General features: G+C 61.0%; 22 protein-coding genes and 2 pseudogenes. 16 read left to right on the plus strand and 8 right to left on the minus strand.

Annotated features, from left to right (window positions below; all coding sequences use genetic code 11):
* The first annotated feature begins 106 nt into the window (after window positions 1-106).
* The 3 genes from EOC94_RS11460 to EOC94_RS11470 all read left to right on the plus strand — a co-directional run bounded on the left by EOC94_RS11460 (window position 107) and on the right by EOC94_RS11470 (window position 1,765).
* Window positions 107-466 (plus strand): hypothetical protein, encoded by a 360-nt coding sequence (locus EOC94_RS11460; RefSeq protein WP_127290495.1) that lies wholly within the window; start codon window positions 107-109, stop codon window positions 464-466.
* Window positions 467-579: 113 nt separating this feature from the next.
* On the plus strand, window positions 580-1,197 hold the full coding sequence (locus tag EOC94_RS11465) for a cupin domain-containing protein (protein ID WP_126107012.1): 618 nt from the start codon (window positions 580-582) through the stop codon (window positions 1,195-1,197).
* A 163-nt stretch (window positions 1,198-1,360) separates the two neighbouring features.
* Window positions 1,361-1,765, plus strand: a complete 405-nt coding sequence (locus EOC94_RS11470) for a c-type cytochrome (RefSeq protein ID WP_127290497.1) — start codon at window positions 1,361-1,363, stop codon at window positions 1,763-1,765.
* 27 nt (window positions 1,766-1,792) lie between these two features.
* Here the strand turns inward: EOC94_RS11470 and EOC94_RS11475 are convergent, their stop codons facing one another.
* From EOC94_RS11475 to EOC94_RS11490, 4 genes are all read right to left on the minus strand, one after another.
* The gene (locus EOC94_RS11475; protein ID WP_281032969.1) at window positions 1,793-2,593 is read right to left on the minus strand and encodes a CapA family protein; all 801 of its coding nucleotides are present in this window, start codon (window positions 2,591-2,593) and stop codon (window positions 1,793-1,795) included.
* On the minus strand, window positions 2,508-2,933 hold the full coding sequence (locus EOC94_RS35065; protein WP_281032970.1) for a CapA family protein: 426 nt from the start codon (window positions 2,931-2,933) through the stop codon (window positions 2,508-2,510). Before EOC94_RS35065 ends, EOC94_RS11475 begins: the two co-directional genes overlap by 86 nt.
* A 177-nt stretch (window positions 2,934-3,110) precedes the next feature.
* Window positions 3,111-4,220, minus strand: coding sequence for a nitronate monooxygenase (locus tag EOC94_RS11480; RefSeq protein WP_245458060.1), 1,110 nt, complete (start codon window positions 4,218-4,220; stop codon window positions 3,111-3,113).
* A 185-nt stretch (window positions 4,221-4,405) separates the two neighbouring features.
* The gene (locus tag EOC94_RS11490; RefSeq protein WP_185928214.1) at window positions 4,406-5,302 is read right to left on the minus strand and encodes an MBL fold metallo-hydrolase; all 897 of its coding nucleotides are present in this window, start codon (window positions 5,300-5,302) and stop codon (window positions 4,406-4,408) included.
* 158 nt (window positions 5,303-5,460) lie between these two features.
* Here EOC94_RS11490 and EOC94_RS11495 point away from each other — a divergent pair, with 158 nt between their 5' ends.
* Complete coding sequence (locus tag EOC94_RS11495) at window positions 5,461-6,369, plus strand: LysR family transcriptional regulator (RefSeq protein ID WP_127290505.1); 909 nt, start codon at window positions 5,461-5,463, stop codon at window positions 6,367-6,369.
* A gap of 49 nt (window positions 6,370-6,418) precedes the next feature.
* Here EOC94_RS11495 and EOC94_RS11500 read toward each other — a convergent pair whose 3' ends face one another.
* Window positions 6,419-7,771 (minus strand): hypothetical protein, encoded by a 1,353-nt coding sequence (locus EOC94_RS11500; protein WP_095485647.1) that lies wholly within the window; start codon window positions 7,769-7,771, stop codon window positions 6,419-6,421.
* 243 nt (window positions 7,772-8,014) lie between these two features.
* On the opposite strand from EOC94_RS11500, the pseudogene EOC94_RS11505 reads away from it, so the two are divergent.
* A pseudogene (locus EOC94_RS11505) lies at window positions 8,015-8,290 on the plus strand (LysR substrate-binding domain-containing protein); the annotation flags it as partial.
* A 229-nt stretch (window positions 8,291-8,519) separates the two neighbouring features.
* Here EOC94_RS11505 and EOC94_RS11510 read toward each other — a convergent pair.
* Entirely contained in the window at window positions 8,520-9,062 is a 543-nt protein-coding gene (locus tag EOC94_RS11510) for a dihydrofolate reductase family protein (protein WP_127290509.1), read from the minus strand.
* 205 nt (window positions 9,063-9,267) lie between these two features.
* Here EOC94_RS11510 and EOC94_RS11515 point away from each other — a divergent pair, with 205 nt between their 5' ends.
* Window positions 9,268-10,167, plus strand: a complete 900-nt coding sequence (locus EOC94_RS11515) for an HNH endonuclease (RefSeq protein WP_127290511.1) — start codon at window positions 9,268-9,270, stop codon at window positions 10,165-10,167.
* 65 nt (window positions 10,168-10,232) lie between these two features.
* On the opposite strand, the gene EOC94_RS11520 is transcribed toward EOC94_RS11515, so the two are convergent.
* Complete coding sequence (locus tag EOC94_RS11520; protein WP_127290513.1) at window positions 10,233-10,964, minus strand: hypothetical protein; 732 nt, start codon at window positions 10,962-10,964, stop codon at window positions 10,233-10,235.
* A 152-nt stretch (window positions 10,965-11,116) separates the two neighbouring features.
* Between EOC94_RS11520 and EOC94_RS11525 the strand changes: the two genes are divergently transcribed.
* The 4 genes and pseudogenes from EOC94_RS11525 to EOC94_RS11540 form a co-directional block, all read left to right on the plus strand.
* On the plus strand, window positions 11,117-11,701 hold the full coding sequence (locus EOC94_RS11525) for a hypothetical protein (protein WP_127290515.1): 585 nt from the start codon (window positions 11,117-11,119) through the stop codon (window positions 11,699-11,701).
* A 285-nt stretch (window positions 11,702-11,986) separates the two neighbouring features.
* Entirely contained in the window at window positions 11,987-12,937 is a 951-nt protein-coding gene (locus tag EOC94_RS11530) for a Shedu immune nuclease family protein (RefSeq protein ID WP_127290517.1), read from the plus strand.
* Window positions 12,938-12,961: 24 nt separating this feature from the next.
* Window positions 12,962-13,720, plus strand: coding sequence for a hypothetical protein (locus EOC94_RS11535; RefSeq protein WP_127290519.1), 759 nt, complete (start codon window positions 12,962-12,964; stop codon window positions 13,718-13,720).
* 164 nt (window positions 13,721-13,884) lie between these two features.
* Window positions 13,885-14,233 (plus strand): annotated as a pseudogene (locus tag EOC94_RS11540) (LacI family DNA-binding transcriptional regulator); the annotation flags it as partial.
* Between the two features lie 153 nt (window positions 14,234-14,386).
* On the opposite strand, the gene EOC94_RS11545 reads toward EOC94_RS11540, so the two are convergent.
* The gene (locus tag EOC94_RS11545) at window positions 14,387-16,117 is read right to left on the minus strand and encodes an adenylate/guanylate cyclase domain-containing protein (protein ID WP_127290521.1); all 1,731 of its coding nucleotides are present in this window, start codon (window positions 16,115-16,117) and stop codon (window positions 14,387-14,389) included.
* Window positions 16,118-16,576: 459 nt separating this feature from the next.
* On the opposite strand from EOC94_RS11545, the gene EOC94_RS11550 reads away from it, so the two are divergent.
* From EOC94_RS11550 to EOC94_RS11575, 6 genes are all read left to right on the plus strand, one after another.
* Complete coding sequence (locus EOC94_RS11550; protein WP_126107002.1) at window positions 16,577-17,629, plus strand: LacI family DNA-binding transcriptional regulator; 1,053 nt, start codon at window positions 16,577-16,579, stop codon at window positions 17,627-17,629.
* Between the two features lie 54 nt (window positions 17,630-17,683).
* Complete coding sequence (locus EOC94_RS11555; protein ID WP_127290523.1) at window positions 17,684-18,925, plus strand: sugar ABC transporter substrate-binding protein; 1,242 nt, start codon at window positions 17,684-17,686, stop codon at window positions 18,923-18,925.
* Window positions 18,926-19,300: 375 nt separating this feature from the next.
* The gene (locus EOC94_RS11560) at window positions 19,301-20,227 is read left to right on the plus strand and encodes a sugar ABC transporter permease (protein WP_127290525.1); all 927 of its coding nucleotides are present in this window, start codon (window positions 19,301-19,303) and stop codon (window positions 20,225-20,227) included.
* Complete coding sequence (locus tag EOC94_RS11565; protein WP_127290527.1) at window positions 20,227-21,084, plus strand: carbohydrate ABC transporter permease; 858 nt, start codon at window positions 20,227-20,229, stop codon at window positions 21,082-21,084. The genes EOC94_RS11560 and EOC94_RS11565 overlap by 1 nt, the downstream gene beginning before the upstream one ends.
* A 24-nt stretch (window positions 21,085-21,108) precedes the next feature.
* A complete protein-coding gene (locus EOC94_RS11570) occupies window positions 21,109-23,079 on the plus strand; it encodes a glycoside hydrolase family 127 protein (protein ID WP_127290529.1) in 1,971 nt (656 codons plus the stop codon).
* 110 nt (window positions 23,080-23,189) lie between these two features.
* Entirely contained in the window at window positions 23,190-24,353 is a 1,164-nt protein-coding gene (locus EOC94_RS11575; protein ID WP_095485832.1) for a hypothetical protein, read from the plus strand.
* The last annotated feature ends 5 nt before the right edge of the window (window positions 24,354-24,358 follow it).

Genomic DNA, 24,358 nt, shown 5'->3' on the forward strand with positions numbered 1-24,358 from the left:
CTAATCAAGAATTCTGCCTGCGTGCGCCGACTATCACGGCGCACGACCGCTATTGCTGAAACCTTGAGCCGGGTTCGGCCCGGACAATTCGGGATGGAGCAGCATTATGTACAGGTACATTGCTTTTGCAGCACTTTGCATGGCGGCGATGCCCGCGCATGCCGGCGAGCTTGGAGCCATGAAGGCCGAAAGCATCGATCTCGCCGGCTTTCTTGGTGTCGTCTATTACACGCCGGAGGAGGACGGCTATCGGGTGGTCACCACAATTGCGCAGGGCGAGGCTGGCTTGCCCGTGCGTTTCGTGGCGACACTGACCGAGAATCAGAAGGTCGCGCTCTCGGTGCCAGGCAAGCTAGGAGAGTCGGACCAGATCGTCGAGATATTGCGCGTTGGCGGTAAGCTTGTCGTCAGCCCGCATCCGATAGACGGGATCGTGGTTTCTTCTCCGAAGCTCGCCGTTGACTGATGACCGCCGTCGAGTGATCCGGGGGCAGGCGCGTTGCGGCGGCGCTGGCTGCATCATCGTAGCCGCCGACCAACCGCAATCCGGGGCACGTTGCATCGATAGGAGGACCAACCATGAAGCGGCATTCCCTCAGCGCCCGCCGTATTGGCCTGCTTATGTTCTCACTGTGTGCTTTCGGACTGACGACGTCAGCCTCAATGCCCGCAGACGGCAAATTCGCCGTCGAGCCGGTGGTTGAGAAAAAGGTGAGGGAACTGCCCTCCGGACCGTTGTACTGGCGGCTGGAAAATTTCCCAACGCTGGCGCAGGCCCAAAGCGCTGCGGGCCCGACCTCGCTTGCGGCGGAGGTTGCAGGCAAGGTCTGGCTGTTCACGCTTGGAGCGAAGGATGGCTCTACGACCGGCGGAACCAAGGTCGTCGAGATCGGACCGGTCCCTCCGATCAGCGCAAGCGAGTATTTGCTGCGCGTCAACCGCGCCGGTGGAGCGCCCGGCGTCAAGACGAAGATCCATACGCATCCGGGACCGGAGGCCTTCTATGTGCTGGCCGGCAAGCTCGGCCAGAGAACACCCCACGGGGTGGCCTATGCCGAAGCCGGCACGACGATGGTCGGACACGGGGCCGACACGCCGATGGAGGTGTTCAACGCCGGCACAAGCGATCTCGATGAGCTGGCCATCTTCGTTGTCGACGCCAATCGGCCGTTCTCGTCACCGGCCAATTTCGACTGAGACGTTTCGAGTAGCGGCGCGAATGTTTGGGACGAGCGGAGGCGCGCCAAACCCAGCGAAAATCCGCACGGTTCCAACTATTTTGGATTTTCGCTTGCGCTCGCGACAGCGCTCCGCGGCGATTAGTCGAAGTCAGTCACTCTTCGCACGCGCGTCCTTGGCGATGTCTCCATGGCTCATCCCGGCTGTCGTCGTCTTTACCGTTGCCGCTGGCTTCGGCGCGTCTTCGCAAGCTGAGCTGGCCGCGGGCAAGTTCTACGAAGTTGTCGGCGCTAAGGTCGACGCGCGAACCTACAACGGCTTCCGTCGCTACCATGGCAGCTGCAATCACTGCCATGGCCCCGACGGCATGGGCTCAACCTTCGCCTCGGCCCTTGTCGACCGGCTGCCCGCCATCGAGGTCTTCCGCCGCAACGTTCGCGACGGCGTGCGCAGCGGCCCTTCGGTGATGAAGGGCTTCGCCGACGATCCCAACGTCGCACCCTACATCGACGACATCTATGCCTACCTGCAGGCCCGCGCCGACGGTGCGCTTGGCCGAGGACGGCCGGAGAGGCTTGAAAATTAGTATCGCTGGCTGCTGACCGCAGGCGCTTCACCAAAGGACAGTGAGACGGTTATCGAGCGCCACATGAGTGCCGAAAGGCGAGCTCTTACGCTCAAGCATCGCCGCGAGCCAGGCGGCATCTTCGGGCGAGGCGCGGTTTAGCCGGAATTTGCGGAGCTGGAACGGCACGACGTCGAGCGAAACAAGCGTGCCGTCCGGTATGGCGAGCCGCGGCAGGTACATCAGCGCAAGTTCACCGCGAAAGGTTTCGTAGCCCGTAATTCCCTCATAGTCGGTGAGGAAGTCGCCGCATCCATAAAGGATCAGCCGGCCGTCATGGATTTCGATCGGCTTGGGATGGTGGGAGGAGTGCCCATGCACGACGTCGAAACCTGCAACATCGACAAGAGCATGGCCAAGCGCGCGTTCTTCCGCGGGGACTTGGTAGCCGCAGTTGCCGCCCCAGTGGATCGAGGCCACCGCGAGGTCGCCGGGCTGTTTTATGGCCTCCACGGATCGGGCGATCTGCGCGAGCGACCGGGCAGAGACATCCGCCAGCAGGTTGACCCCTGGCTTGTAGGCTCCGGCTGCCCACGAAGCTGGAACGCCGCTCGTCTCGAGTGCAAAGCCGAACACGAGCACGCGGCCTCCGCCCGCCAGTTCAATGACGGCAGGCGCCGCCGCCTCGTCCGCGTCAAGGCCGGCCCCGGCATAGACGAGGCCGGCATGCCGGAGCGTATCGAGGGTTTCGACGAGGCCAGGCTCATCCCAGTCGAGCACATGGTTGTTGGCGAGCACGCAGCAGCTGACCCGCGCCGCCGCCAGGCAGCCGATGTTGGCCGGGTTCATCTTTGATCCCCTTGGGCGCCAAGGACAGGCTGGTTGTGATGCTGGTCTCGAGATTGATGATCCGCGCATCGGGAGCTTCACGCTCCAATTCGCTGAGCGCATCGCCCCAGACATAGGCATCGTCGACCTTTCTCGGGATCGGGCCATTGATGCGTTCGGCAAGCTCGACATAGGTCGTCGCCGATTTGACATAGCGCTCGGACAGGTGCGGATCGCCCGGATTGGCGAGGATCTGGTCCATCCCGCGCCCGAGCATCACGTCGCCGCACAGGAACAGTTTTGCGCTGCTTCGGACGGGCCGTCCGGCGTCGGCGTCGGCGTTGTTTGCGATCTGCGGCATCCTGGACCTCCTCCGTGCCAACCTCCAGCGAGGCTGAGGGTGACCACCAAATTCTCAGCCCTACAAGCTCGCACCCGGTTCGAAAGGCGCGCGGCGCGCCCGACGAGACGGATCGGGAAACCTCATATGTTGTTATTTCTGCAAATAATCAGGTAGGGTCGAAGAGAAACTGAGCAGTCAATCGACGATACGTTGCGGCCCGTCCGCGAGCAGACACTCGGCTTGTCCGACCATGTCCTCGATCACACGTCCAGCCGACTCGACGCCTTGGATCACTCCGGCGACTTCCCCCATCAAAACGCCGGTGTTCTCAGCATCGCCAGCATAAAAAGCGTCCCAATAGTCGCTGCTCTGGGTGGCCAGCGTCTCCTCTTCAGCCAACTGACCTTCGCGGCCATGCCAGGCGGCGACAAATCGATTCCTCAACACACGCGCGACGAATTCGTCTGTCGGCCAACGATAATTCCGGGCAATGTCGACGGTTGTGGTCTTGATCGTCTTGTCGCCATCGGCGGCGATGATAGCCTCCTGGAATCCGCGCGGCGCAGCGGACTCTGCAGCCGCAATGAACCGCGTGCCGACAAGCACGCCGTCGGCGCCAAGCATCAATGCCGCGGCAAGCGCTCGACCGTCGCCAACGCCACCCGCCGCCACGAGAAGCGTCTCCGGCGACTGTTTCGCGAGAAGATCGGCAATCTCGGGAACGAGTGTGAAGGTCGAGCGATGACCGCTGTGGCCGCCGGCTTCTTTGCCCTGCGCCACAATTACATCTGCGCCGACGTCGAGTGCCTCGCGGGCATGCAACATCGACTGGACTTGGCAGATGATAGGCACTCCCGCTTCTCTGATATGTGCGGCGAAGGGCGCAGGCGAGCCGAATGAAAGCATGAGCGCCGCGGGTTGCCGCTCCAATACGCGGTCGAGCAGATGCGGCCTGGTTGCCAGCGACCATGTGATAAAGCCGCATCCGACCCGCGCGTTGCCTGCGGCGGCAAATTCCTTGTCCAGCCAGGCTTCGTCGCCGTAGCCTCCGCCGATCAGACCGAGCCCGCCGGCATGCGATACCGCTGCTGCAAGCCGTCCGCCTGCCATCACGCCCATCGGAGCGAGGAGGATGGGATGCCTGATCGCGAAACGCTCTGTCAGTCGGGTTTTCAGGGGCACGTTTGCGCTCGTCAGATCATCAAAGGCGATGCACAATAGCAGGATAGTGGTCCCGCTTACACCGCCAGAACCGGGAAGAGAGTAGGGCGCTTGGCGTTTGAGACGACCGCGAAGGGCAATCACTCCAAGTTTGCGCCGCCCCTCGCCCCTTGCCTTCTCCCCTTGTGGGAGAAGGTGGATCGGCGCGCAGCGTCGAGCCGGATGAGGGGTGTTGGACGGAGCGCCGTCCTTGCCAAGCTGGAGCACCCCTCATCCGACCGCTTCGCGGCCACCTTCTCCCACAAGGGGAGAAGGAAAGATTGCCCATCTCAGCCCCACTTCATCTCGCCGGTGGCGACCTTGGAGCCGATGTCGAGCGCGACGCCCATGCCGAGGCCGGGGAAGCGGGCTTCCATGGCGCCCTTGAGCGCGGCCGCGTCCTTGGCTTTGGCCAGTTCTTCCTCGAAGGCAATGAGGTAGGCCTTGGTGTGCTCGACGCCCGAGAGATCCGTTGCGGCCTGCGGCGTCATGTGGCCGGGCACGACGATTTGAGGCTTGGCGGCCGCGATCTTTTCGAGATTGGCGAGCCAGGCGGCGCGCTGTTCCCTAGTCGGCGTGTCGGCGGTCCAGACATGCACGCCCGAAAAAATCATCACCCCGCCGAATACCGCGTTCAGCGACGGCACCGAGAGATAGCGCCGGTTGGCGAGGCCTTCCGCATCGACGATCTCGATGGTCTCGCCATCAACGGTGAGCGTCTTGCCGTCGAACACTTCGGGGATGACGACATCGGCGAGCGCCTGCGGGCCATTCTCCTTGAGCTGCGGCCCCCAGACAGCGATTTTCTTGTCGACGCTGCCGTTGATGGCGGCCACGGTCTCGGCGGCGGCGATCACCCGTGCCTGCGGGAACGCCTCCTTGATCGGCTTGAGGCCGAAATAATAGTCCGGGTCGGACTGGCTGACATAGATGGTGGTGAGCGTCTTGCCGGTCGCCTTGATCGCCTCGGCCACGGCGCGGCCGTCGGAATAGGTGAAACCGCCGTCGATCAGCAGCGCCTCGGAGGCGCCGGTGATCAGCACGGGGGCGCGAAAGAAGCCGTTTTCGCCGGCAGGAAAATGTTTCCAGGAAAGCCCAGCGGCTGCATGGCCAAGCCCGGCGGGAGCGAAGACGGCAGCGGCGCCGGCGGCGAGGGTGGTTTTCATGATGGCTCTCCGTGTGAACATGATTATCTCCTGGGCTTTGGAATGCGGACTTCGGGCGGCTGCCGCGCAGCCTCGATTTCAGGAAGATGGCAAAAGCGGGACGCGTATTGAAGGCCAACAAAATAGACGTAATGTATGCCATTGCCTGACAATGAGGCCGCATTTGCCATGAGCCACGCATGAACCTGAACCGGCTGGCCTATTTCGCCGCGGTGGTCGATGCCGGCTCCTTCACGCGGGCTGCCGAGCGGCTGGGCATCACCAAGGCGGTCGTCAGCCAGCAGGTGGCGCGGCTGGAGCGCGATGTCGGAACGACGCTGCTGATCCGCACCACGCGGCGCGTCCATCCGACCGAGGCCGGCCGGACATTCCATGCCCGCTGCCTGCAAGTCCTGCAGCAGGCCGAGGATGCCTTCGACGAGCTCGCGCAGGCGGCCACCGAGCCGACCGGCACGCTGCGCATCGCGGCGCCCAACGACTACGGCACGTCGGCGGTGGTGCCGGTGGTCACCGCCTTCAGCGCGCGCTATCCCGCCTGCCGGGTGGAACTGACGCTGGGCGACGAAACCATCGACCTGGCTTCCGGTGGAATGGACGTGGCGATCCGCGTCGGCTGGCTGGCCGATTCCAGCCTGCAGGCGCGGCGGATCGGCACTTTCAGGCAGTTCACGGTGTGCGGAGCAGAGTTTGCCGGGCGCTTCAAGGCCGGCGAACCGCAAGACCTTGCCGGGCTGCCCTTCGTCGCCAACCTGGCGCTGCGCGAACCGCTGCTATGGCAATTTTCGCGCCGCGACGAGCATCACGCCGTGCGCATGCAGGCAACGATCGCCATCGACGCAACGCCGGCAGTGCTGGCGGCCGTCCGCGCCGGCGCCGGCCTGTCGGTCCTGCCGGATTTCTTGGTGCGGGATGAACTGGCCGCGGGGCGGCTCGTCCAGATCCTGCCCGGGTGGCGGCTGCCCTCCGGAGGCATCTACACGGTCTACCCCGCCGCGCGCTTCCGCCCGCCCAAGGTGACGAGGTTTGTTGAGATGCTTGTCGCGGCCGAGCCGCGGACGGGTTCAGTCGCGGAGGGGAGCGCGCTGTGAAATGTCACGCGCGTTGTTGGAGGGATGGTCTTCGCTCAAGCCTGCCGGGTCAAATCGACTTCAGGTATTCGATCAGATCACTCTTTTCCTGATCGGTTAGGTCAAGGCTCAGATGACCGTCATAGTGCTCGACAACGTCATCGAGTGTGGCGAACCGCCCATCGTGGTAGAAACCGCCCTTGTGAATTTTCTCGATGTCCCAAAGGGCTCGCAGCGATGCCGTCCGGTAGCGCTCGTCCGGAGATCGCATCGCCTGGAAATCATCGATCCCTATCTCGTCGGCGGTATGCAGGTTCCAGCCCGGTTCCGTGAAGAGCGGTGGCACGTGGCAAGTGCCGCATTTGGCCTTGTCGTTGAAGAGAACCTCTCCTTTCTCCGCAGCGGCGCTGTCGAAGGCGCCCTCCGGCGGTTTCGGTGTCGGCAGCGAAAGTTGATAGAAATGGAGCGCCGGCAACTTGGCCGTAATCCGGTCCTGCTTGTCCTGCTTGTGGCCCTGCTTCGTTCGTGCTGCGACCGGATACTTCTCGGCGTCATCAAGGCGCGGATCGTAAAACACGCCTTTCCCGTGCATCTCGAGATTGCCCACATAAGCGTTCCAGTAGCTCACCGTGCCCCAGGCTCCGGTCCATGTGTGGTTGTTTACACCGGCCAATCCGAATGCCGCCGGATTGAGCGTGGCGGCCGTCTTGCCGTCCGGCCGGAATGCTTTGCCATCGAGGTTCAGTTCGGCATCGAACTTCCCGGGACCCCACGCCTCAACCGCCTTCTTCACCTCCGCTTCGGATATCTGCAGCATCTCGGTGAACGCCGTGAGATCAGGTGCGAGGGCAACGATCGCGCCGATATTCAGGTCACGGTTGGGCCAGCCGTCCAGCCGTTGTCCGATCCCGGGCGCATAGGCGTCATCGACGGTTGAATGGCACACCGCGCATTGGATGCCCACCGAAGTCAGCGTCTTTCCGTCCTCGGCGAAGAACCCGGTCACCCCGACAACGGCATTGGCTCTCAGCAGGACAAGCGTGCTCGCGGGATCCGCGAGGTCGACCGCGCCCTTGTTGAGCGCATCGGCCACATCCTTGGGAATGGCGTTCACATCGACCTTGAGGCCGAGTTCGAGGGCTTTCTGTGGGCTCAGGCCGGGCCCCGTGCCGCCCAGCTTCTCACCTGCGATTGCCTCGTGGAGTTTAAGTTTGCCGCCCCAGAAATCCTCGCTGCCGAAGGTGTCGAAGCGGAATGTCTCGCGGCCTTCCTCGAGATATCGCTTGGCCTGCTCGGCGGCAGCGTTGTCGAAATCCTTCCCGCTTATTTTCTCTTTCGCGCTCATTTGAGCCGCGGCGGGGATCAAGCTTGAAGACAGGAGCAGAGCGAAAATTGTTGCTGTACCGTTGAAACGCAAGGGCATGTCACGTCCCTCCCAAAGACGATTGCCAATCGGCGGTCATCTTTGGTTCGCGGGGCCACGCGAAACGGAATGCAGCCGAAGCATTAGAACATTCTAAAACAACAAAGGTTCCGGCGCCGATTGTCGAAAGGCTTCTCGACGATTCGCCAACCGCACGCCGGTTACCGGATGACCGCCGTGGCAGAGGTGGACCGGCATTCTCGCTTTTGACCGACGACACGGCTTTGAATGAGCCGGCTGCCTATGCGCATGCAGGCCACGATCGCCATCGAAGCAACGCCGGCAGTGCTGGCGGCCGTCCGCGCCGGCGCCGGCCTGTCGGCGGATTTCCTGGTGCGGGATGAGCTGGCCGCAGGGCGGCTCGTGCAGATCCTGCCCGAGTGGCGCCCTCCCTCCGGAGGCATCTACACGGTCTACCCCGCCGCACGCTTCCGCCCGCCCAAGGTGACGAGGTTTGTTGAGATGTTGGTCGCGGCTGAGCGGGAGAAGGGAGCGGCCCGGGAGGGGCGGGTGCTGTAAGGTTGGAGTGAGGCGCTGATGGTCTAAACGGGCGAGCTTGACGAGCCGAGGCCGAAGCTGCCGATCTCCCCCCTTGAGGGGGAGATGGCCGGCAGGCCAGAGGGGGTCGTCTCGCGTAATGCGCCAACCTCCACTGTCGCAAGAGAGGAGGCCGCGCCCGGTCGAACCGCCCCCTCTGCCCTGCCGGGCATCTCCCCCTCAAGGGGGGAGATTGGCTGTCATCGGCGCCTCACGCCTTCCCCATCACAGGCGCATATTCAAGCGCCACCACGCCGTTGCTGAACGGCGTGGCCGAAATCAACTCGAGCGGCACTTGCTCGCCGGGCGGGAACAGCGGCTTGCCCTGGCCGACGGCGCCGGGATAGCTGAGCAGCCTGATGCGGTCGACCAGGCCATCGCGCAGCAACTGCTGGGCGATGCTCAGGCTGCCATGCACATAGATGTTGCCGCCGCTGCCTTGCTTCAGTGCCCTGACCGCCTCCGGCAAGGCGCCCGTCAGCAGCTCGGCCGGCTTCCAGTCGAGCACCTTCAAGCTCGTCGACGCGACATATTTCGGCAGCGCGTTGAACCGCTCGGCGAAGTCTCTGGTTTCCTCAGGCCACGAGCCGGCAAAAATCTCATAGGTCGTGCGCCCCAGAAGCATGGCGCCGCTGTCGGCAAGTTCGTCTTCCTTGAACCTTTGCATTTCATCGTTCCAGGTCACGCCGGGCAGCTTCTCGACCTCGGCAATGCCATCGACGCTGATGAATTCGGTGACGATAAGTTTTCGCATGGCGGTATCCGTTTTGTCAGAGGACGGATGGGGCGGACGGTTTGCGACACGCTCCGTGAAAATAGCGCGGTGCTTGTTAGGGCTATTCGCCTCCAAAGGACCGATACCATGGGGAAAAGCTTCTTCGACCTGGACTAAGTTCCCAAGATCGGATTGGTGTTACATCTGAGGCAGATATTCCCAAGAAACGCATTGCAGGAAGATCATGGGATTCGGGGTGTTCATTCACCGCTCAGATTCGAGATACAACGACCGTCCCGCAGAGCAGTACCAATTTCCTCGCCCGTATCTCAGCCGCGTCGAAGCATGCGTCGGCAACTGGATCATTTACTACGAGCCTAGCAAGGTAGACGATACCCGTGGCTATTACGCCGTAGCCAAAGTCCAACAGATCATTCCCGATCCTGTGACGCCTGATATGTACCTCGCTTTGATCGAGCCCGGCACCTATCTCGACTTCGTCAATCCTGTTCCATTTAACGGAACCAATGGTCTCGTTGAACGAGGCTTATTCAACGACCAAGGACGGATTTCCGGTCGCGCTCAATCGGCCGTCCGCCCAATCAGTCCAGCCGATTTCAACCGCATCATCGATTTGGGCCTGGACACGAACGAGTTGCTGCTACCGCGCGTTGATGAGGTAGGCACGTCTACTGGTTTTCAGGATGAGCAGGCGCCATTCGAATTCGAGCAGAGCCGTGATCGCATAAACTACATCGGATCGCGAATTGTGCGGGACCGCATTTTCCGTCGCATCGTCTTGCGCGCCTATGACGAGCGCTGCGCGATCACGGGACTGAAGTTGATAAATGGTGGCGGCCGAGCCGAGGTTTCCGCCGCCCATATTCGACCGGTCGAAAAGAACGGACCCGATATCATCAACAATGGGATCGCGCTGTCCGGCACCGCGCACTGGATGTTCGATCGCGGATTGATCAGCCTATCCGATGATTTGGAAATCCTGATCTCGCGGCAGGTCAACGACCTTGATAGCGTGCAGGCGTTCATAAACAAGACCGGTCGGGCACTTCCGTCTCGCCGACAAGCTGAACGCCCGCATCCTCGTTTTTTGCAATGGCATCGTGAGCACTGTTTTAAGCAGTGAGGTGGGGTTCTGGACTCGAAAGGTCGAGCCGGCAGCGCCGGCCCCGTGGTTCAGCCTCACTGATGTCAGAAAGGAATCTCATCATCAACATTTGAGCGACCGAACCGCTCAGGCGACGGCAACTTCTGGGGCGGTGACGGCAATGCCCTCTGTGCAGGCGGAGGCCCGAGCCGGGCGTCTTCCGCATCTTCTGCCTCTTTGTCTCCGCCAATCAGGCTAGTAATAGTTACGATCGCCTGCGGCGCTTCCGCAAGGAAGCCTGTCGCACCGGTCACCCCTACGCTGACAACCGCCAGGATCGCCATCACCTTCGCGAAGCTAAGGCGCGGCTGAGAGAGTTCGACGGAGAGTTCATCCAGTTTGCGCAACAACGCCTTCTGGTGATCGGTGGAAAGATCGCTTTCTTGGACAATATTGCGGAGCTTCTGAATCTGTTGCTCAATACGGCCGCGTGTCTTGCTGGCTAGGCGAACAGAGGTATCGGGATTTCGGCGAGACGCGCGGAGGCGAAATCGAGTTGTGATTCCACCCGCCTTCAACATGAAGTTCCCCAACTCTTGCCAAGGATTTTCCATGTTGTAGGGGTATTCAAGCCCTTCAATCCCAAACTCCTGGGCAGCAGCTGCAATGACAGTCATGTATTGTGTGCTGATTAGTCTGTCAAAATTAGCGTTGCTATCGTCATTGATCATGACGTTCATATTGCGGCGACAAATCTCCTCAAGGGCGACAAACTTCTCTTCAGGATCGTCAGGAAGGGTGGCAAATTCCTGTGCCGAAATAACTTCGTAGTTCATCGACGCGCTCCCAGCCCTCGGGCAATGTCTCGACGTCAAATTTAGATACTCGAACGTGACGCTGCAATGCGAAAATCTGTCGTTACGACGAGTGCGGGGCTTGCTGGAATTCTCGTTGTCCTCGATGATGATAAAAAAGGCTGGGCGGTAAAATGAACAAGATAAAAGTGAGGCTACAAGAACATCGCCACTTCTTCATTCACAACGATCTTGCAAACGCAGCCTATTATTTCAAAGAGCGCATCGCAGAGCGGTTGAAGAATGATGATCGCGAAGGCGTCGCCCTCGAAATGATGGCCTGCCTGACAATGATAGCTTTCGCTGTCGAGGCGAAGATCAACTTCCTCGGGCATAAACTCATCTCCAAATGGGATGAGAGAGCTCCGTACCTGACGAAGGTAAAAATGGTCACCAAGCAACTCGGCGTAGCATTTGACGAGCAAACCAGACCTTACAAGACGGTACGCGATCTAAAGAATTTTCGAGACACCATGGCCCATGGCAAGCCGATCGAGTTGCAGAACGACAAGGAGATCATCACGACTCATGAGGAGCTAGAGAGGCGGGGTTATTTAACGGCCGATTGGCAGAGCCAACTCAACGAGCAGTTCGTCAATGACGCGTTCGACGATATGGAGGTTATCTGGCGCGATCTCCTCAGCCGTTCTAAATTGGAGATATTCGACACCCTGACCGGTGGCGGCAGTACCATCACGTTCATCGAACATGTTGAGTAGTCTTCTGTCGCACCTCCGAGCTCACTTTGGAGCCAACTAAGTGCAAGCGAACATGGGTCCTAATGCTACGGACGCTTCAGAGGCGGAGATCGTCGATCGCCATCGCCTAGATTATCTCTACACGCATCCTTTCCGGGACGGCGCGGGGAAGTTCTTCACCGTAGTGTCGTCCGATGTCGATGGATTGCCTTTGTCGATTGAGGCGAATCATCCCATCCCCGCGCGCAACAAGATTAAAACGACCCTCACGTTCGTGAGGTCAGAGCGTGGAGGCGCTACATTGAGATGAAGCGCTTCCAGTACTATGCGCGCTCTGGCTACGTCGAACAGTCTGAGGGCATCAAATTCTCCTTCTCATTCTTCGTTGAACTGATCGGCTTCTTGCAGGGGTTGGCCGGTCTTGATCTCAATTCACTCAACGAGCGCCGCATCCCACTAGCAGACAATCCGGATCTGGATGCGGATACGATGAGGCGCTTTCGAACGCTTATTTCCACTGCCGAGGGCCAAGCACTGGTCACCGAAGCGGTTCGCAGTGGCCACATTACTTCTGCAGATCTAGTGAATGTTGGCTATCGAAAAGCTCAGCTTGAGGTCTTCGAGAACTTGTTACGCGATAGCAGGGCTATAGAACGCTACAGGCAAGATCATAGCATTGGTGGAGGGTTGGAGGCTATATGGCAGCACTTCTTTGAGTTGAACACGTGGATCTTTGGTTACGGATTGGACTTCGTTTTCAATTGTCCGCTTGACGGCAAGCGGTTGGAACAAACTGTTCATGGTTTTGACCTTGCCGGCACTGGTAAAATCGCCGATGGCGTTTTGAAGACAGCAGGAATCATCAGCTCTCTTTGCTTGGTCGAGATCAAGACTCCCACCGCGAACCTGGTGGAGGAACATCAGTACCGCAGCGATTGCTGGCAAGCGTCTAGGGCACTTAGTGGTGGCATTGCGCAGGCGCAAAAGACAGTTCAAAAGACCATTGAAAACGTTGCGCTAAGCCCCGTGCTTCGATCAGTAACTAAGCAAGGTGACCCGACTGGGGAGGTAGTGCATTCGTATCAACCCAAATCGTATCTGATCATTGGAAGTTTGGCGGAGTTCCAGACCAGCCAAGGGGTAAATCATGAGAAGTTCGCTTCGTTCGAACTTCTGCGCCGGCATACTCATCAGCCTGAAATTATGACATTTGACGAGTTGCTTGAACGCGCAAAATTCATAGTCGCAAAGACATAATTTTCCATCGAGGGGTCACCACCAATGAACACAGCCGGGGGTAGCGCAGCGTTCACGACATTGCCAGACGGGCTGGCAGCTCTGCGCGCGGAGTTACAATTGGGTGAGGTGATGCGCCTAATCGAGCGAACAGCACGTTGGGTCGATCCTGTAACGTTTCGGCTCTTACCGATCTGGTATCCTGAACATGCGCGCCGCGCCTACTTCTACAAAGAGAATTGGTCGAAGCCTCAGATGAACAAGAATCGGCAGTCAGGCCATTCTGAACACAAGCGAGAGGGAAACGTCTATGCCAACAAATCTCTGACGCATGCGCTCGGGTTTCGATCGGATGATCGTCCGAACTGGTCGTGCTGCCACATTTGGGGCGTCGATGACGCGCTGTACCAGGAATCAAATGCAGTCGTTCAGGACCGTCGTTTTTACTCCTGTGTCGCTAACATGGTGCTGCTACCCACACCCTTGAAGGCTTTCACGGATACAATGCCGGAGGTGAAGGCCATGCTGCGGATATGCGCACGAAATTTCTACGGTTGGCAGTGCGACCATGACGGCCTGACGCATTCAATCGCATCAATCAATGCTTGGACCGATTGGGGTGCCTATCCGGCTAGTTGGCCCCGCGACGGCTCGTCCTCCACTCCGCTCGGCGTGGCGCCGATCAGCGACAGAATTCGACAGAGTGCGGCCCGACGGCTTGAACGCATTCGATCGGATTTGAAGTCGGCCGGCGAATACTATCCGCGCTATGAGGTGCGTGCTGCGCTGCACTATTGGAAATAGCGATCTAAGCTCGAGCCATCCCCTTAGATCTACCCCCATTTTCGTCCTAATCTCCCTCTGAGAAAACCTTTTCCCAAACCGTCCGCATCCGCTGACCTCACCAGTCAGCGCCTCGCAGGGTTGATAAGAAAACCTTTTCCCAGCTAAGGAATTCGCCTCACGCCATGTCCTCCGACGCCTCGCCAGCGCCCGCCAAAACCCCCGTCACCCTCCGTGAGGTGGCCGCACTTGCCGGCGTCAGCGTCGCCACCGCCTCAAAAGCGCTGAACAGGCAGGGGCGGATGACGGCCGAGACGCGCGAGCGTATTCGCGAGACGGCGCAGCGGCTGGGCTTTCGCCCGAACAGCCTGGCGCAGAGCCTGTTGCGGCGGCGCTCCCTTCGGGCTGTTGACCAACGACACCTATGGCCGCTTTTCGTTGCCGGTTATGTCGGGCATTTCGGATGCGCTGGTCGACAAGGGCGTCTCGGTGTTTCTCTGCAATGACGAGGACGACCAGCGCCTCGGCCAGCTGGCACCGCGATTACTATTTTAAGCGCGCTGGCGTGGGAGCGTGTTGGTAGGGAACGGCCGCCTCTGATCCTGCGCCGCCCGTCGTTCGGTCATGCCACAAGGTCCGCATCGGGTCTTTTTGCCTGTCCCCGATTGGATCGTAGTTACGGGCTGGCTACAGGTGGGCAATACCGGCTTTCAGCAGTCCTTCGCGGACGTGCTGCGCATCAGACTCCTGGGCATAGTGCAGGGTGGCGATGAATGAATCGAGATCGAATTGGGGATCGAGCGTTCTGATCTTGCCTAGATGCGCCGCGGCCGCGATTTCGTCGCCGAGCCAGCCGTAGCAGGCAGCGGCGAAAGCGTGCTGAACCGAGTCCATGGTTGACAGATGCATGAAAGCTTCGATCGCCTCGCCATATTGGCGCGCGGCGAAATGCGCCTTTCCCAGATGGCTCCAGAACCTCTCCGGGTGGTGCGGGTTCAACTGCATTGCCTTGCGGATCCATTCAATTCCCTCTTCCGGCCTCCCCAGCCAGGTCAATAACTCGCCTTGCTGCACCACCACGAGGTCGTAATTGGGATTGAGGGCGAGGGCGCGCTCTTGATGGTAGCGCGCTGTGGTCAGCTCATTGTTGTTCACGTTCACTGCGGCGAGGATGCGGTGGACATCGGCATCGTTGTCGTCCAGCGCCAGCGCCCTGTCCAGCGCTGCCATGATGTCGTTCCAGACGCCATCCTTGTCTTCGCACCAGTTATGGACCCAGGCCTGGCCGAGAATGCAGGCCCGCCAGGCATGGGCATGGGCATAATCCGGGTCGAGCGCGACGGACCTGTTTATCAAGGTTTGCGCGCGTTCATTATCCGCAATCGTGCTTCGGTGATGCAGCACCTTGGCAGCAAGCACACATTCATACGCGGCCATGTTTGCAGGTTTCGCCCGCGCGAGCTGGTCCCGCTGAGCCGCCTCGACACGACCGGGCAGCGTGGCTGCGATCGCCGCGGTCACCTCATCCTGAATCGCGAATATGTCGTCCAGCTTCCGGTCATATTTGTCTGCCCAGATATGAGCGTCATTCGCCGTGTCGATGAGCTGAACCGTCACGCGCACCCTGTCGCCGATCTTGCGGACGCTTCCCTCCACCAGGTATTGGACGTCGAGTTTCTCGGCCACTTCGCGCACATTCACGGCGCGGTTCTTGTAGACGAAGCTGGAATTGCGCGAGATGACGAACAGCTCATGGTGGCGGGACAGTTCGGTGATGATGTCCTCGGTCAGACCGTCCGCGAAAAATTCCTGCTCGGGGTCGCCGCTCATGTTGTCGAATGGCAGCACCACTATCGAAGGTTTCGAGATGGATCGCTTTGCCTCGACTTCTGGCAGGACAGCACTGTCAAACCCAATGCGATAGAGGCGAACCGGGCGGCTGATGTTCTTCAGCGTCTTCTCGCCCAGGTCCTCCATGGCAATTTCGAGACGGTCGGCAATTTGGGTCGCCACCGCTGCGGTCACGCAGATACCGCCGACGTCGGCGAGTTGCTCGATGCGCGAGGCAATATTGACGCCGTCGCCGAAAATGTCGTCATCGTCGAAAATGATGTCGCCGAGATTTATGCCGATCCTGAATTCGATACGCCGTTCTTGCGGCACATCCGAATTGCGCCGTTTCATGCGCTGTTGGATTTCCACGGCGCATTTCACGGCATCGGTCACGCTCTGGAACTCAACGAGCATGCCGTCTCCGGTGGTCTTGATGATCCGGCCCTTGTTCTTCGCGATGGCGGGATCGACCAGTTCTATGCGATGGGTCCGAAGGCGTGCGAGCGTGCCGGATTCATCGGCCTCCATTAGCCGACTGTAGCCCGCCATATCGGCAGCCAGAATTGCGGCTAGTCTCTGTTCCATCGCTTGAACCAAAAACCAAGCCTATCCTTCCTGGGCTGCCAAAGCCAGCAATTTGGGCTTGTGGCTGAATCAAGAGGTCTTCCTGCCGCAGCAGCAAGAAAGGGCGGATCAGAACCTTCCGCCTTCCGCAAGGTGGCTGCGAACTCGATCGCATCAATGGCGGGAGGGATCCGCGCGGCGTCAGACCGGAAACGTCCGATATGAACACGGACCATAGTGGCTGCACTCGCTGACGCCTGCAAATGGCGCAAAGCGGTCGTAGATCACGGCACGTAGCAGAAATCTTAGACACGCCCAAAACCAAATCTATCCCTCTTGCCATCCCCACATCCTTCCCCTAATCTCCCTCTGAGAAAACCTTTTCCCAAACCGCCCCGCATCCGCTGACCTCACCAATCAGCGCCTCGCAGGCCAACAAGAGAAAACCTTTTCCCAACTAAGGAAAATATGCCGCGCACCATGGCATCCGACGCCCAGCCAGTCTTCACCAAGCCAGTCACCCTCCGCGAGGTGGCAGCGCTCGCCGGCGTCAGCGTCGCCACGGCCTCAAAGGCGCTGAACGGGCAGGGGCGGATGACGGCCGAGACGCGCGAGCGGATTCGCGAGACGGCGCAGCGGCTGGGCTTTCGCCCGAACAGCCTGGCTCAGAGCCTGTTGCGCCGGCGCAGCTTCACCGTCGGCTTGTTGACCAACGACACCTATGGCCGGTTTTCGCTGCCGGTCATGTCGGGTATTTCGGATGCGCTGGTCGACAAGGGCGTCTCGGTGTTTCTCTGCAATGTCGAGGATGACCAGCGTCTCGGCCAGCTGCATGTCGATGCCATGCTCGACAAGCGCGTCGACGGCATCATCGCCACCGGCAAGCGCATCGATCGCCATCTGCCGGTCGACCTCGCCAATCTGCGCATTCCCGTGATCTATGCCTTCACCCAGCCCGATCCCGGCGCCATCGCTTTTGTGTCTGATGATGCCGGCGGCGCGCGCCTGGCGGTCGAGCACTTTTGGCGGCTTGGGCGCCGCCGCATCGCCCATGTCACCGGGCCGGCGAGTTTTGCGGTGGTGCACGCGCGGGCGCAGGCCTATCGTGACGTGCTGACCGAGAAAGGCTTGCCGGTCATGGAACCATTGCTCGGATCGTGGTCGGAAGCGTGGGGTCACGAGGCGGTGAAGACGCTCTTCGACGGCAAGCTGTCGAAGGGTGGGCACGAAAAACCCGATGCCGTCTTTTGCGGCAACGACCAGATCGCGCGCGGCGTCATCGACGCGCTGCGCGAGCGCGGGCTTGATGTGCCCGACGATGTCGGCGTCATCGGGTTCGACAATTGGCAGATCGTGGCCGAGGCAACCCGCCCGCCGCTGACCTCCGTCGACATGAACCTGGCGGCACTCGGGCGCGAGGCCGGTCTTACGCTTCTTTCGCTCGTCGGCGGCGAACCCGCCGAGCCGGGCATTCGAAAACTGCCGTGCCGGCTGGTGGTGCGTCAGTCATGCGGCCGTCCGCCGGACGGCTGAGCCAAAAGCGCTGCGCGGGGAGCGCGGCCGAAGCAAAACCATGAGGAGGAGAACATGAGAACTATGATTGCCGGGCTCGCTATTGCCGCGAGCATCCTGAGCTTTCCGTCCGCCGCTGCGGAGACCGCGAACATCTGGGTTCGCGCCGACGGCTCGAACTTCATGCCGCGCATCGTCGACGCCTTCAACAAGGGGCATGAGAACCAGGTCAAGCTGGACATCATCCCCAATGCCGAGATCATCCCGAAATACGGCGCCGCTGCCGCCGGCGGCACCGCACCCGACGCGCTCTCGCTCGACCTGATCTACACGCCGTCCTTCGCTGCCGCCGGCCAGTTGGAGGACATCACCGACTGGGCGAAATCGCTGCCTTATTTCAACAGCCTGTCGCCGGCGCACGTGAAGACCGGCACCTACAAGGACCGCATCTACGGGCTGCCGTTCTCCGCAGATAGCTCGGTGCTGATCTGGAACAAGAAGCTGTTCAAGCAGGCCGGCCTCGACCCCGAAAAAGGCCCGACCAATTGGGCCGAGATCGAAGCCTATGCCGAGAAGGTCAACGCGCTCGGCGGCGACATCAAGGGCTTCTATTTCTCCGGCAATTGCGGCGGCTGCAACATCTTCACCTTCACGCCGCTGATCTGGGCCTCGGGCGGCGACATCCTCACCGAGGACGGCTCGAAGGCGACGCTCGACAGCCCGCAGCTGCGCGGCGCGATCGACCTCTACCGCTCGATGGTCAAGAAGGATCTGGTGCCGGCAGGCGCACAGACCGACACCGGCTCCAACTTCTTTGCTGCCTTCGCCGGCGGCAATATCGGCATCTCGCCGTCCGGCGCCTTCGCCATCGGCGCGCTGAACACCCAATACCCAGACATCGACTATGGCGTCACCTTCCTGCCCGGCAAGGATGGCGGCTGGTCGTCCTTTGCCGGCGGCGACAATTTCGTCGTCACCAAGGGCACCACGAAGATCGCGGTGGTGAAGGAGTTCCTCGATTTCGCCTATTCGCTCGAAGGCCAGACCATCCTGGCGAAATACGGCAGCCTTCCCGTGCGCGGCGACATCGCCAATGAGGCGCTCAAAGAACTCGACCCGCGCTACAAGGTCGCCGCAGAGGCCATGGCCAAGGGCCGCACGCCCTATTCGGTGGTGTTCAACGATCTGATCAACTCCGCCAACGGTCCGTGGAACCAGATGGTCAACGAGGTCTTCTTCGGCGAAGACGTCGATGGCGCCATCGCCAATGCGCAGGAAACCATGCAGTCGATCATCGACTCGGCGCCGCAGCAGTAAGCGCCGGCTACCTCCCCCTCGAGGGGAGGTCGGACCGCAGGTCCGGGTGGGGTCGTTGAGGCAGTGCTCGACGTTCTCTTTGCGTCGGCGCGCGTCAGAGGCGACCCCACCCCCGGCCTTCGGCCGGACCCTCCCCTCAAGGGGGAGGGGGACGTAGCGCTAACGGAAGAACAGGCATGAGTTCAATCGCAATACCCACCACCCGGCGGATGAGCGCCGGCCCCACCTCCCCCTTGAGGGGAGGTCGGACCATAGGTCCGGGTGGGGTCGTCTGCGAAGTGCTCGACGTTCTTTTTCATCGGCGCGCTGCACGCAGGACCCCACCCCCGGTCTTCGGCCGGACCCTCCCCTCGAGGGGGAGGGGGACGTAGAGCCATGACCACCATCGCAGCAACCTCCGCCCCAGCGCGTCGCCGCAAACTGGTCGGCGCCGGCCGTCGGCAGTGGATCGGCCTGCTCTATGTCGCGCCGGCCGTCGCCCTTGTCGTCGTCTTTTTCATCGTCCCGCTCGGCATGACGGCGTGGATGTCGCTGCACAACTGGCCGCTGATGGGCGCGCACTCCTTCATTGGCCTCGACAATTACTGGGCGATCCTGCGCGATACCAGGTTCTGGAACGCGCTCAAATTCACCGGCTACTACACGGTGATCGTCACGATCGCGATCTTCGTCGTCGCCTTTCCGCTGGCGCTCTTCATCGAACGGCCGCGGCAGATGACCGGCTTCTACCGGACGTCCTTCTTCATGCCGGCCGTCATCGGTTTTGCCTCGGCCAGCCTGCTCTGGTCGTGGCTCTTGAATGTCGATTCCGGCCTGTTCAGCCCGGCCGCCTTCGAGCTCGGCCTGACCGAAAGGAAGGTCAATCTGCTGGCGACGTTCCAGCCGGCGTTCTGGTCGATCATCGCCATGGTCGTCTGGAAGGTGGCGGGCTTCACCATGATCATCCTGATGACCGGCCTGCAATCCATCCCGCCGGATCTGCAGGAGGCGGCGATGATCGATGGGGCAGGGCCGCTGGCGCGGTTTCGCGCCATCACCCTGCCGCTGATGCGCCGCACGCTGGCGCTGGCGCTGATTCTGTCGGTTGCCGGCTCGGTGCTCGCCTTCGACCAGTTCTACATCATCCTGCGCGGCGGGCCGCGCAACCAGACGCTGACCGCCGTCTATTGGATTTTCAACCAGTCATTCGTGTCGTTCAAGCTCGGCTACGGCGCCGCCCTGTCGATGATCCTGCTGGTCATCCTGGTCGCGCTCAGCCTGATCCAGCTGCGGCTGCTGCGCCAACCCGAGGGAATTGACTGATGGCGCAGGCACGCAGCCGCAAACGCCGCATCGGCATGCAGATTGCCGAGCACTCGACGGGGATTATCGCCTCATTGCTGTTCCTGGCGCCGATCGTCTGGACCGTGCTTTCGGCGTTCAAGCCGGCGCAGGAGTCGCGCCAGCCGCCGCTGCCGCCTTGGCCGACGACGGGTTTTTCGGTCGAGAACTACGCCACGCTCAACACCTTCGGCGATGGCCTCTGGCTGCCGGCGCAAAACAGCATCTATGTCTCTGTTATGACGGTGGTGCTGTCGGTGATCGTCAGCGTGCTGGCCGGCTACGGTTTCTCGCGCTTCCGCTTTCCGCTGAAGAACCTGCTCTTCGTCCTCATCCTGTCGACGATCATGATCCCGTTCCAGTCGATCCTGACGCCGATCTTCCTGGTGCTGACCAAGATCGGCCTGCACAACACGCTGACCGGGCTGGTCTGCGTCTATGTCACGCTGCAGCTGCCGTTCTCGATCTTCATGATGCGCAACGCCTTCGACGCGGTTCCGCGCGAGATCGAGGAGGCCGCCCGCATGGACGGCGCCAACAACGTCACCATGCTGCTCAGCGTGATGCTGCCGCTGGTCTGGCCGGGCATCGTCACCATAGCGCTGTTCGCGTTCTTAGGCGCCTGGAACGAGTTTTTGGCAGCGCTCGTGCTGATGACGGACCAGTCCAAATTCACGCTGCCGATCATGATGACGGCGCTTCAGTCCGGCCGCTTCGGCGCCATCGACTGGGGCGCGGTGCAGGCCGGCGTCACCGTGATGATGGTGCCATGCCTGGTGCTCTTCCTGTTGCTGCAGCGCTTCTACATCCGCGGCCTCATGGCAGGGGCCGTGAAGTGATCCCTATTCGAACGGAGTAAATTGATGACCGCATCGCAATCCGCTAAGCCGAAGCTCGCCTTCCGTCCGCTGCCGGTGCCACAGGTCGATATCAGGGGCTTTTGGGGCGACCGCGTCGATGCAGTCGCCACCAGGACCGCCGATATCCTCTATGACCGCTGCGTCGAGGCGCGCATGCTCGAGCAGATCGACCCGGACCGGCCATCGCCCGGCGTCGTCATTCCGTTCCACTCCCCATCGCCGGACGAGGCAGCCGCCGCCGGCAACGAGTTCACCGGCTCGACGGTGACGACGCAGATGTTCTGGGACAGCGATTGGGGCAAGACGATCGAGACCGCCGCCTATTCACTCTACCGCCGCCGCAATGACGATCTGGAGAAGAAGATCGACGCCGTCATCGATATGTACGGCAAGCTGCAGCAGCCCGACGGTTATCTCTCCAGCTGGTACCAGCGCATCCAGCCCGGCCTGCGCTGGACCAATCTGCGCGATTGCCACGAGCTCTATTGCGCCGGCCATCTGATCGAAGGCGCGGTCGCCTACTACCAGGCCACGGGAAAACGCAAGCTGCTCGACGTCATGTGCCGCTATGTCGACCATATCGCCGAGACGTTCGGTCCCGAGGCCGGCAAGAAGAAGGGCTATTGCGGCCACGAGGAGATCGAGCTGGCGCTGGTCAAGCTCGCGCGGGTCACCGGCGAGCAGAAGTATATGGAACTCGCAAAATACTTCATCGACCAGCGCGGCCTTGAGCCGCATTATTTCGACGAGGAGGCGCGGGCCCGCGGCACCGACCCCAAGGCCTATCATTTCAAGACCTACGAATACAGCCAGTCGCACAAGCCGGTGCGCGATCAGGACAAGGTCGTCGGCCATGCGGTCAGGGCGATGTATCTCTATTCGGGCATGGCTGATATCGCGACCGAATATGGCGACGACACGCTGCGGGTGGCGCTCGACCGGCTGTGGGACGATCTCATGACCAAGAACCTCTACGTCACCGGCGGCCTCGGCCCATCGTCGCACAATGAGGGCTTTACATCAGACTACGATCTGCCCAATGAAACCGCCTATGCCGAGACCTGCGCTTCGGTCGGACTGGTGTTCTGGGCGAGCCGCATGCTCGGCATGGGCCCCAATGCGCGCTACGCCGACATGATGGAGAGGGCGCTCTACAACGGCTCGATTTCAGGCCTGTCGCTCGACGGCTCGCTGTTCTTCTATGAAAATCCGCTGGAAAGCCGGGGGAAGCACAACCGCTGGAAATGGCATCGCTGCCCGTGCTGTCCGCCCAATATCGGGCGCATGGTGGCTTCGATCGGCAGCTATTTCTACAGCCTGTCGGACGACGCGCTGGCTGTCCACCTCTATGGAAATAGCACGGCTCGTTTCGATATCGCTGGCGGGCCGGTGACCTTGACCCAGACCAGCAATTATCCTTGGGACGGGGCAGTCTCGATCGCGATCGAGCCCGAGGCGCCGACCGAGTTCACCTTGCACCTGCGCCTGCCGGCCTGGTGCCGCAAGGCGGCGCTCAAGGTGAACGGGGAGGCAGTCGATCTGGATGATGTAACCAGCGACGGCTATGCCGCGATCCGCCGCGAGTGGCGCAAGGGCGATCAAGTCGAGCTCGGCCTCGAAATGGCGGCCGACCGGCTCTACGCCAACCCGCAGGTGCGCCAGGATATCGGCCGCGTCGCGCTAGCCCGCGGTCCGCTGATCTATTGCGTCGAGGAGACCGACAATGCCGGCCAGCTGCATCGCATCGCCTTGCCACGCACGGCAAACATCGAGGCGCGTGAGGAGCCGAACCTTCTGGGCGGCGTCGTGACACTCTCGGCAGTTGCCGAGAAAGAGGCCTCTGAAAACTGGGAAGACGGGCTCTATCGCACCGAACCGCCGGCAGTGGAGGAGACGAAAGTCAAAGCCGTTCCCTATTTCGCCTGGGACAACCGCGATCCCGGCGAGATGCTGGTTTGGCTGAGGAGTTCCTGATCCGCGACGCGGATCTTGAGCCGACGAAAGGCATTGTCTTGAATTTGCCGCCACTGCGCTAATTTAGAGGGGGAGAGTGGCGCCAGCCACTCGAATGGGTGGAGGCAGAGTTGGCGCTCGAAGATGTCGCGCGTCCGAGCGCCGGCGGTCGTTCTGTAGCCGTAGCCGTCGCGGCGGTGCCGCTCCTTTTCGTCGTCAGCGGGTTAGCCATTCGCTATGCGGCATTTGCTTCGGTATCGGACGAATCGGGTTTCGCGGCTTATGCCCGTGCGCTCTGCCGGTGGGATTGCGCCTGGTACATTGGCATCAGTGAACTAGGTTACGAACGCTTTCCTATTCCAAACCAAAGCAATGTCGGCCGCTGGGGCTTCTTTCCATTCTATCCGATGCTGGTGGCGGCGATCCGGATTGTTTTCCCTTTCCCGACGATACTGGTCGCCACCGTCACCTCCATTGTTTGCAGCTATGCCGCCTGCCTGGTGGCATGGCCGCTGCTGGAGAAGAACATGCGCGCCTACGTGCTGTATTGCGCCTTTCTGCTCAGCGGCCCGTTCTCTTTTCACTTCACGACGTTCCTGACCGAACCTCTTTTCGTGCTCCTGACCTCGTGCGTTTTTCTGGCGCTCAAGCGCTCCAGCTATCTGGCCGCGGGCGTTTTATCCGCGCTCCTGTCGGCGACGAGGCTGGTCGGGGTTCTCGTCGTATTTGCGACCGTCATTCAAATGCTCAGGGAGCACCGCGAGCACGGCGGATCGACGCTGTCCTTCCCGCGCTGGGTGCTTGGCCGGCCGGATCTGCTCGTCGCTATCCTCATCTCACCTGCCGGTTTGTTCGCTTACATCCTGTTTCTTTATCTTACGATCGGGGACGGCTTTGCGTTCTTGCATGTCCAGCGCGCATTTGGACGGGTAGCGGGCAATCCACTCGTCTTCTTATGGGACGGGCTCTCCGCCGTTCCGGCCACCGGCTGGCTGCCCACGGCGCCGCAATGGAGCGCGCTCGCCGCAATCGCCGGATTGGCGCTGTCGGCGGGCCTAGTGGCTCGCAGGCAATATGGCGCTGCGCTGTTCTGTGCGCTCTGCATCATCCTGCCATTGATCACCAACCTGGCCTCGATGGTCAGGTACGTCATTGGGCTTGCGCCTCTGACAATGTTGTTGGCCGTCCTGCTATCGGTGTCGAGGCTGACCTACCTAGCGGCTTTGGTTATTTTCCTGGGCGCCTGTTACTTCATGACTGCGGCGTGGATCGGGGGCTACCTTGCCCTGGTCTGACACGC

Origin of the sequence: Mesorhizobium sp. M6A.T.Ce.TU.016.01.1.1, from assembly GCF_003997065.1 — a bacterium.
GTDB lineage: Bacteria > Pseudomonadota > Alphaproteobacteria > Rhizobiales > Rhizobiaceae > Mesorhizobium > Mesorhizobium mediterraneum.

Coding starts and splice junctions, on each gene's coding strand:
- EOC94_RS11460 (WP_127290495.1), top strand. CDS start 107: ATGTACAGGTACATTGCTTTTGCAGCACTTTGCATGGCGGCGATGCCC.
- EOC94_RS11465 (WP_126107012.1), top strand. CDS start 580: ATGAAGCGGCATTCCCTCAGCGCCCGCCGTATTGGCCTGCTTATGTTC.
- EOC94_RS11470 (WP_127290497.1), top strand. CDS start 1,361: ATGTCTCCATGGCTCATCCCGGCTGTCGTCGTCTTTACCGTTGCCGCT.
- EOC94_RS11475 (WP_281032969.1), bottom strand. CDS start 2,593: ATGAACCCGGCCAACATCGGCTGCCTGGCGGCGGCGCGGGTCAGCTGC.
- EOC94_RS35065 (WP_281032970.1), bottom strand. CDS start 2,933: ATGCCGCAGATCGCAAACAACGCCGACGCCGACGCCGGACGGCCCGTC.
- EOC94_RS11490 (WP_185928214.1), bottom strand. CDS start 5,302: ATGTTCACACGGAGAGCCATCATGAAAACCACCCTCGCCGCCGGCGCC.
- EOC94_RS11495 (WP_127290505.1), top strand. CDS start 5,461: ATGAACCTGAACCGGCTGGCCTATTTCGCCGCGGTGGTCGATGCCGGC.
- EOC94_RS11500 (WP_095485647.1), bottom strand. CDS start 7,771: ATGCCCTTGCGTTTCAACGGTACAGCAACAATTTTCGCTCTGCTCCTG.
- EOC94_RS11510 (WP_127290509.1), bottom strand. CDS start 9,062: ATGCGAAAACTTATCGTCACCGAATTCATCAGCGTCGATGGCATTGCC.
- EOC94_RS11515 (WP_127290511.1), top strand. CDS start 9,268: ATGGGATTCGGGGTGTTCATTCACCGCTCAGATTCGAGATACAACGAC.
- EOC94_RS11520 (WP_127290513.1), bottom strand. CDS start 10,964: ATGAACTACGAAGTTATTTCGGCACAGGAATTTGCCACCCTTCCTGAC.
- EOC94_RS11525 (WP_127290515.1), top strand. CDS start 11,117: ATGAACAAGATAAAAGTGAGGCTACAAGAACATCGCCACTTCTTCATT.
- EOC94_RS11530 (WP_127290517.1), top strand. CDS start 11,987: ATGAAGCGCTTCCAGTACTATGCGCGCTCTGGCTACGTCGAACAGTCT.
- EOC94_RS11535 (WP_127290519.1), top strand. CDS start 12,962: ATGAACACAGCCGGGGGTAGCGCAGCGTTCACGACATTGCCAGACGGG.
- EOC94_RS11545 (WP_127290521.1), bottom strand. CDS start 16,117: ATGGAACAGAGACTAGCCGCAATTCTGGCTGCCGATATGGCGGGCTAC.
- EOC94_RS11550 (WP_126107002.1), top strand. CDS start 16,577: ATGGCATCCGACGCCCAGCCAGTCTTCACCAAGCCAGTCACCCTCCGC.
- EOC94_RS11555 (WP_127290523.1), top strand. CDS start 17,684: ATGAGAACTATGATTGCCGGGCTCGCTATTGCCGCGAGCATCCTGAGC.
- EOC94_RS11560 (WP_127290525.1), top strand. CDS start 19,301: ATGACCACCATCGCAGCAACCTCCGCCCCAGCGCGTCGCCGCAAACTG.
- EOC94_RS11565 (WP_127290527.1), top strand. CDS start 20,227: ATGGCGCAGGCACGCAGCCGCAAACGCCGCATCGGCATGCAGATTGCC.
- EOC94_RS11570 (WP_127290529.1), top strand. CDS start 21,109: ATGACCGCATCGCAATCCGCTAAGCCGAAGCTCGCCTTCCGTCCGCTG.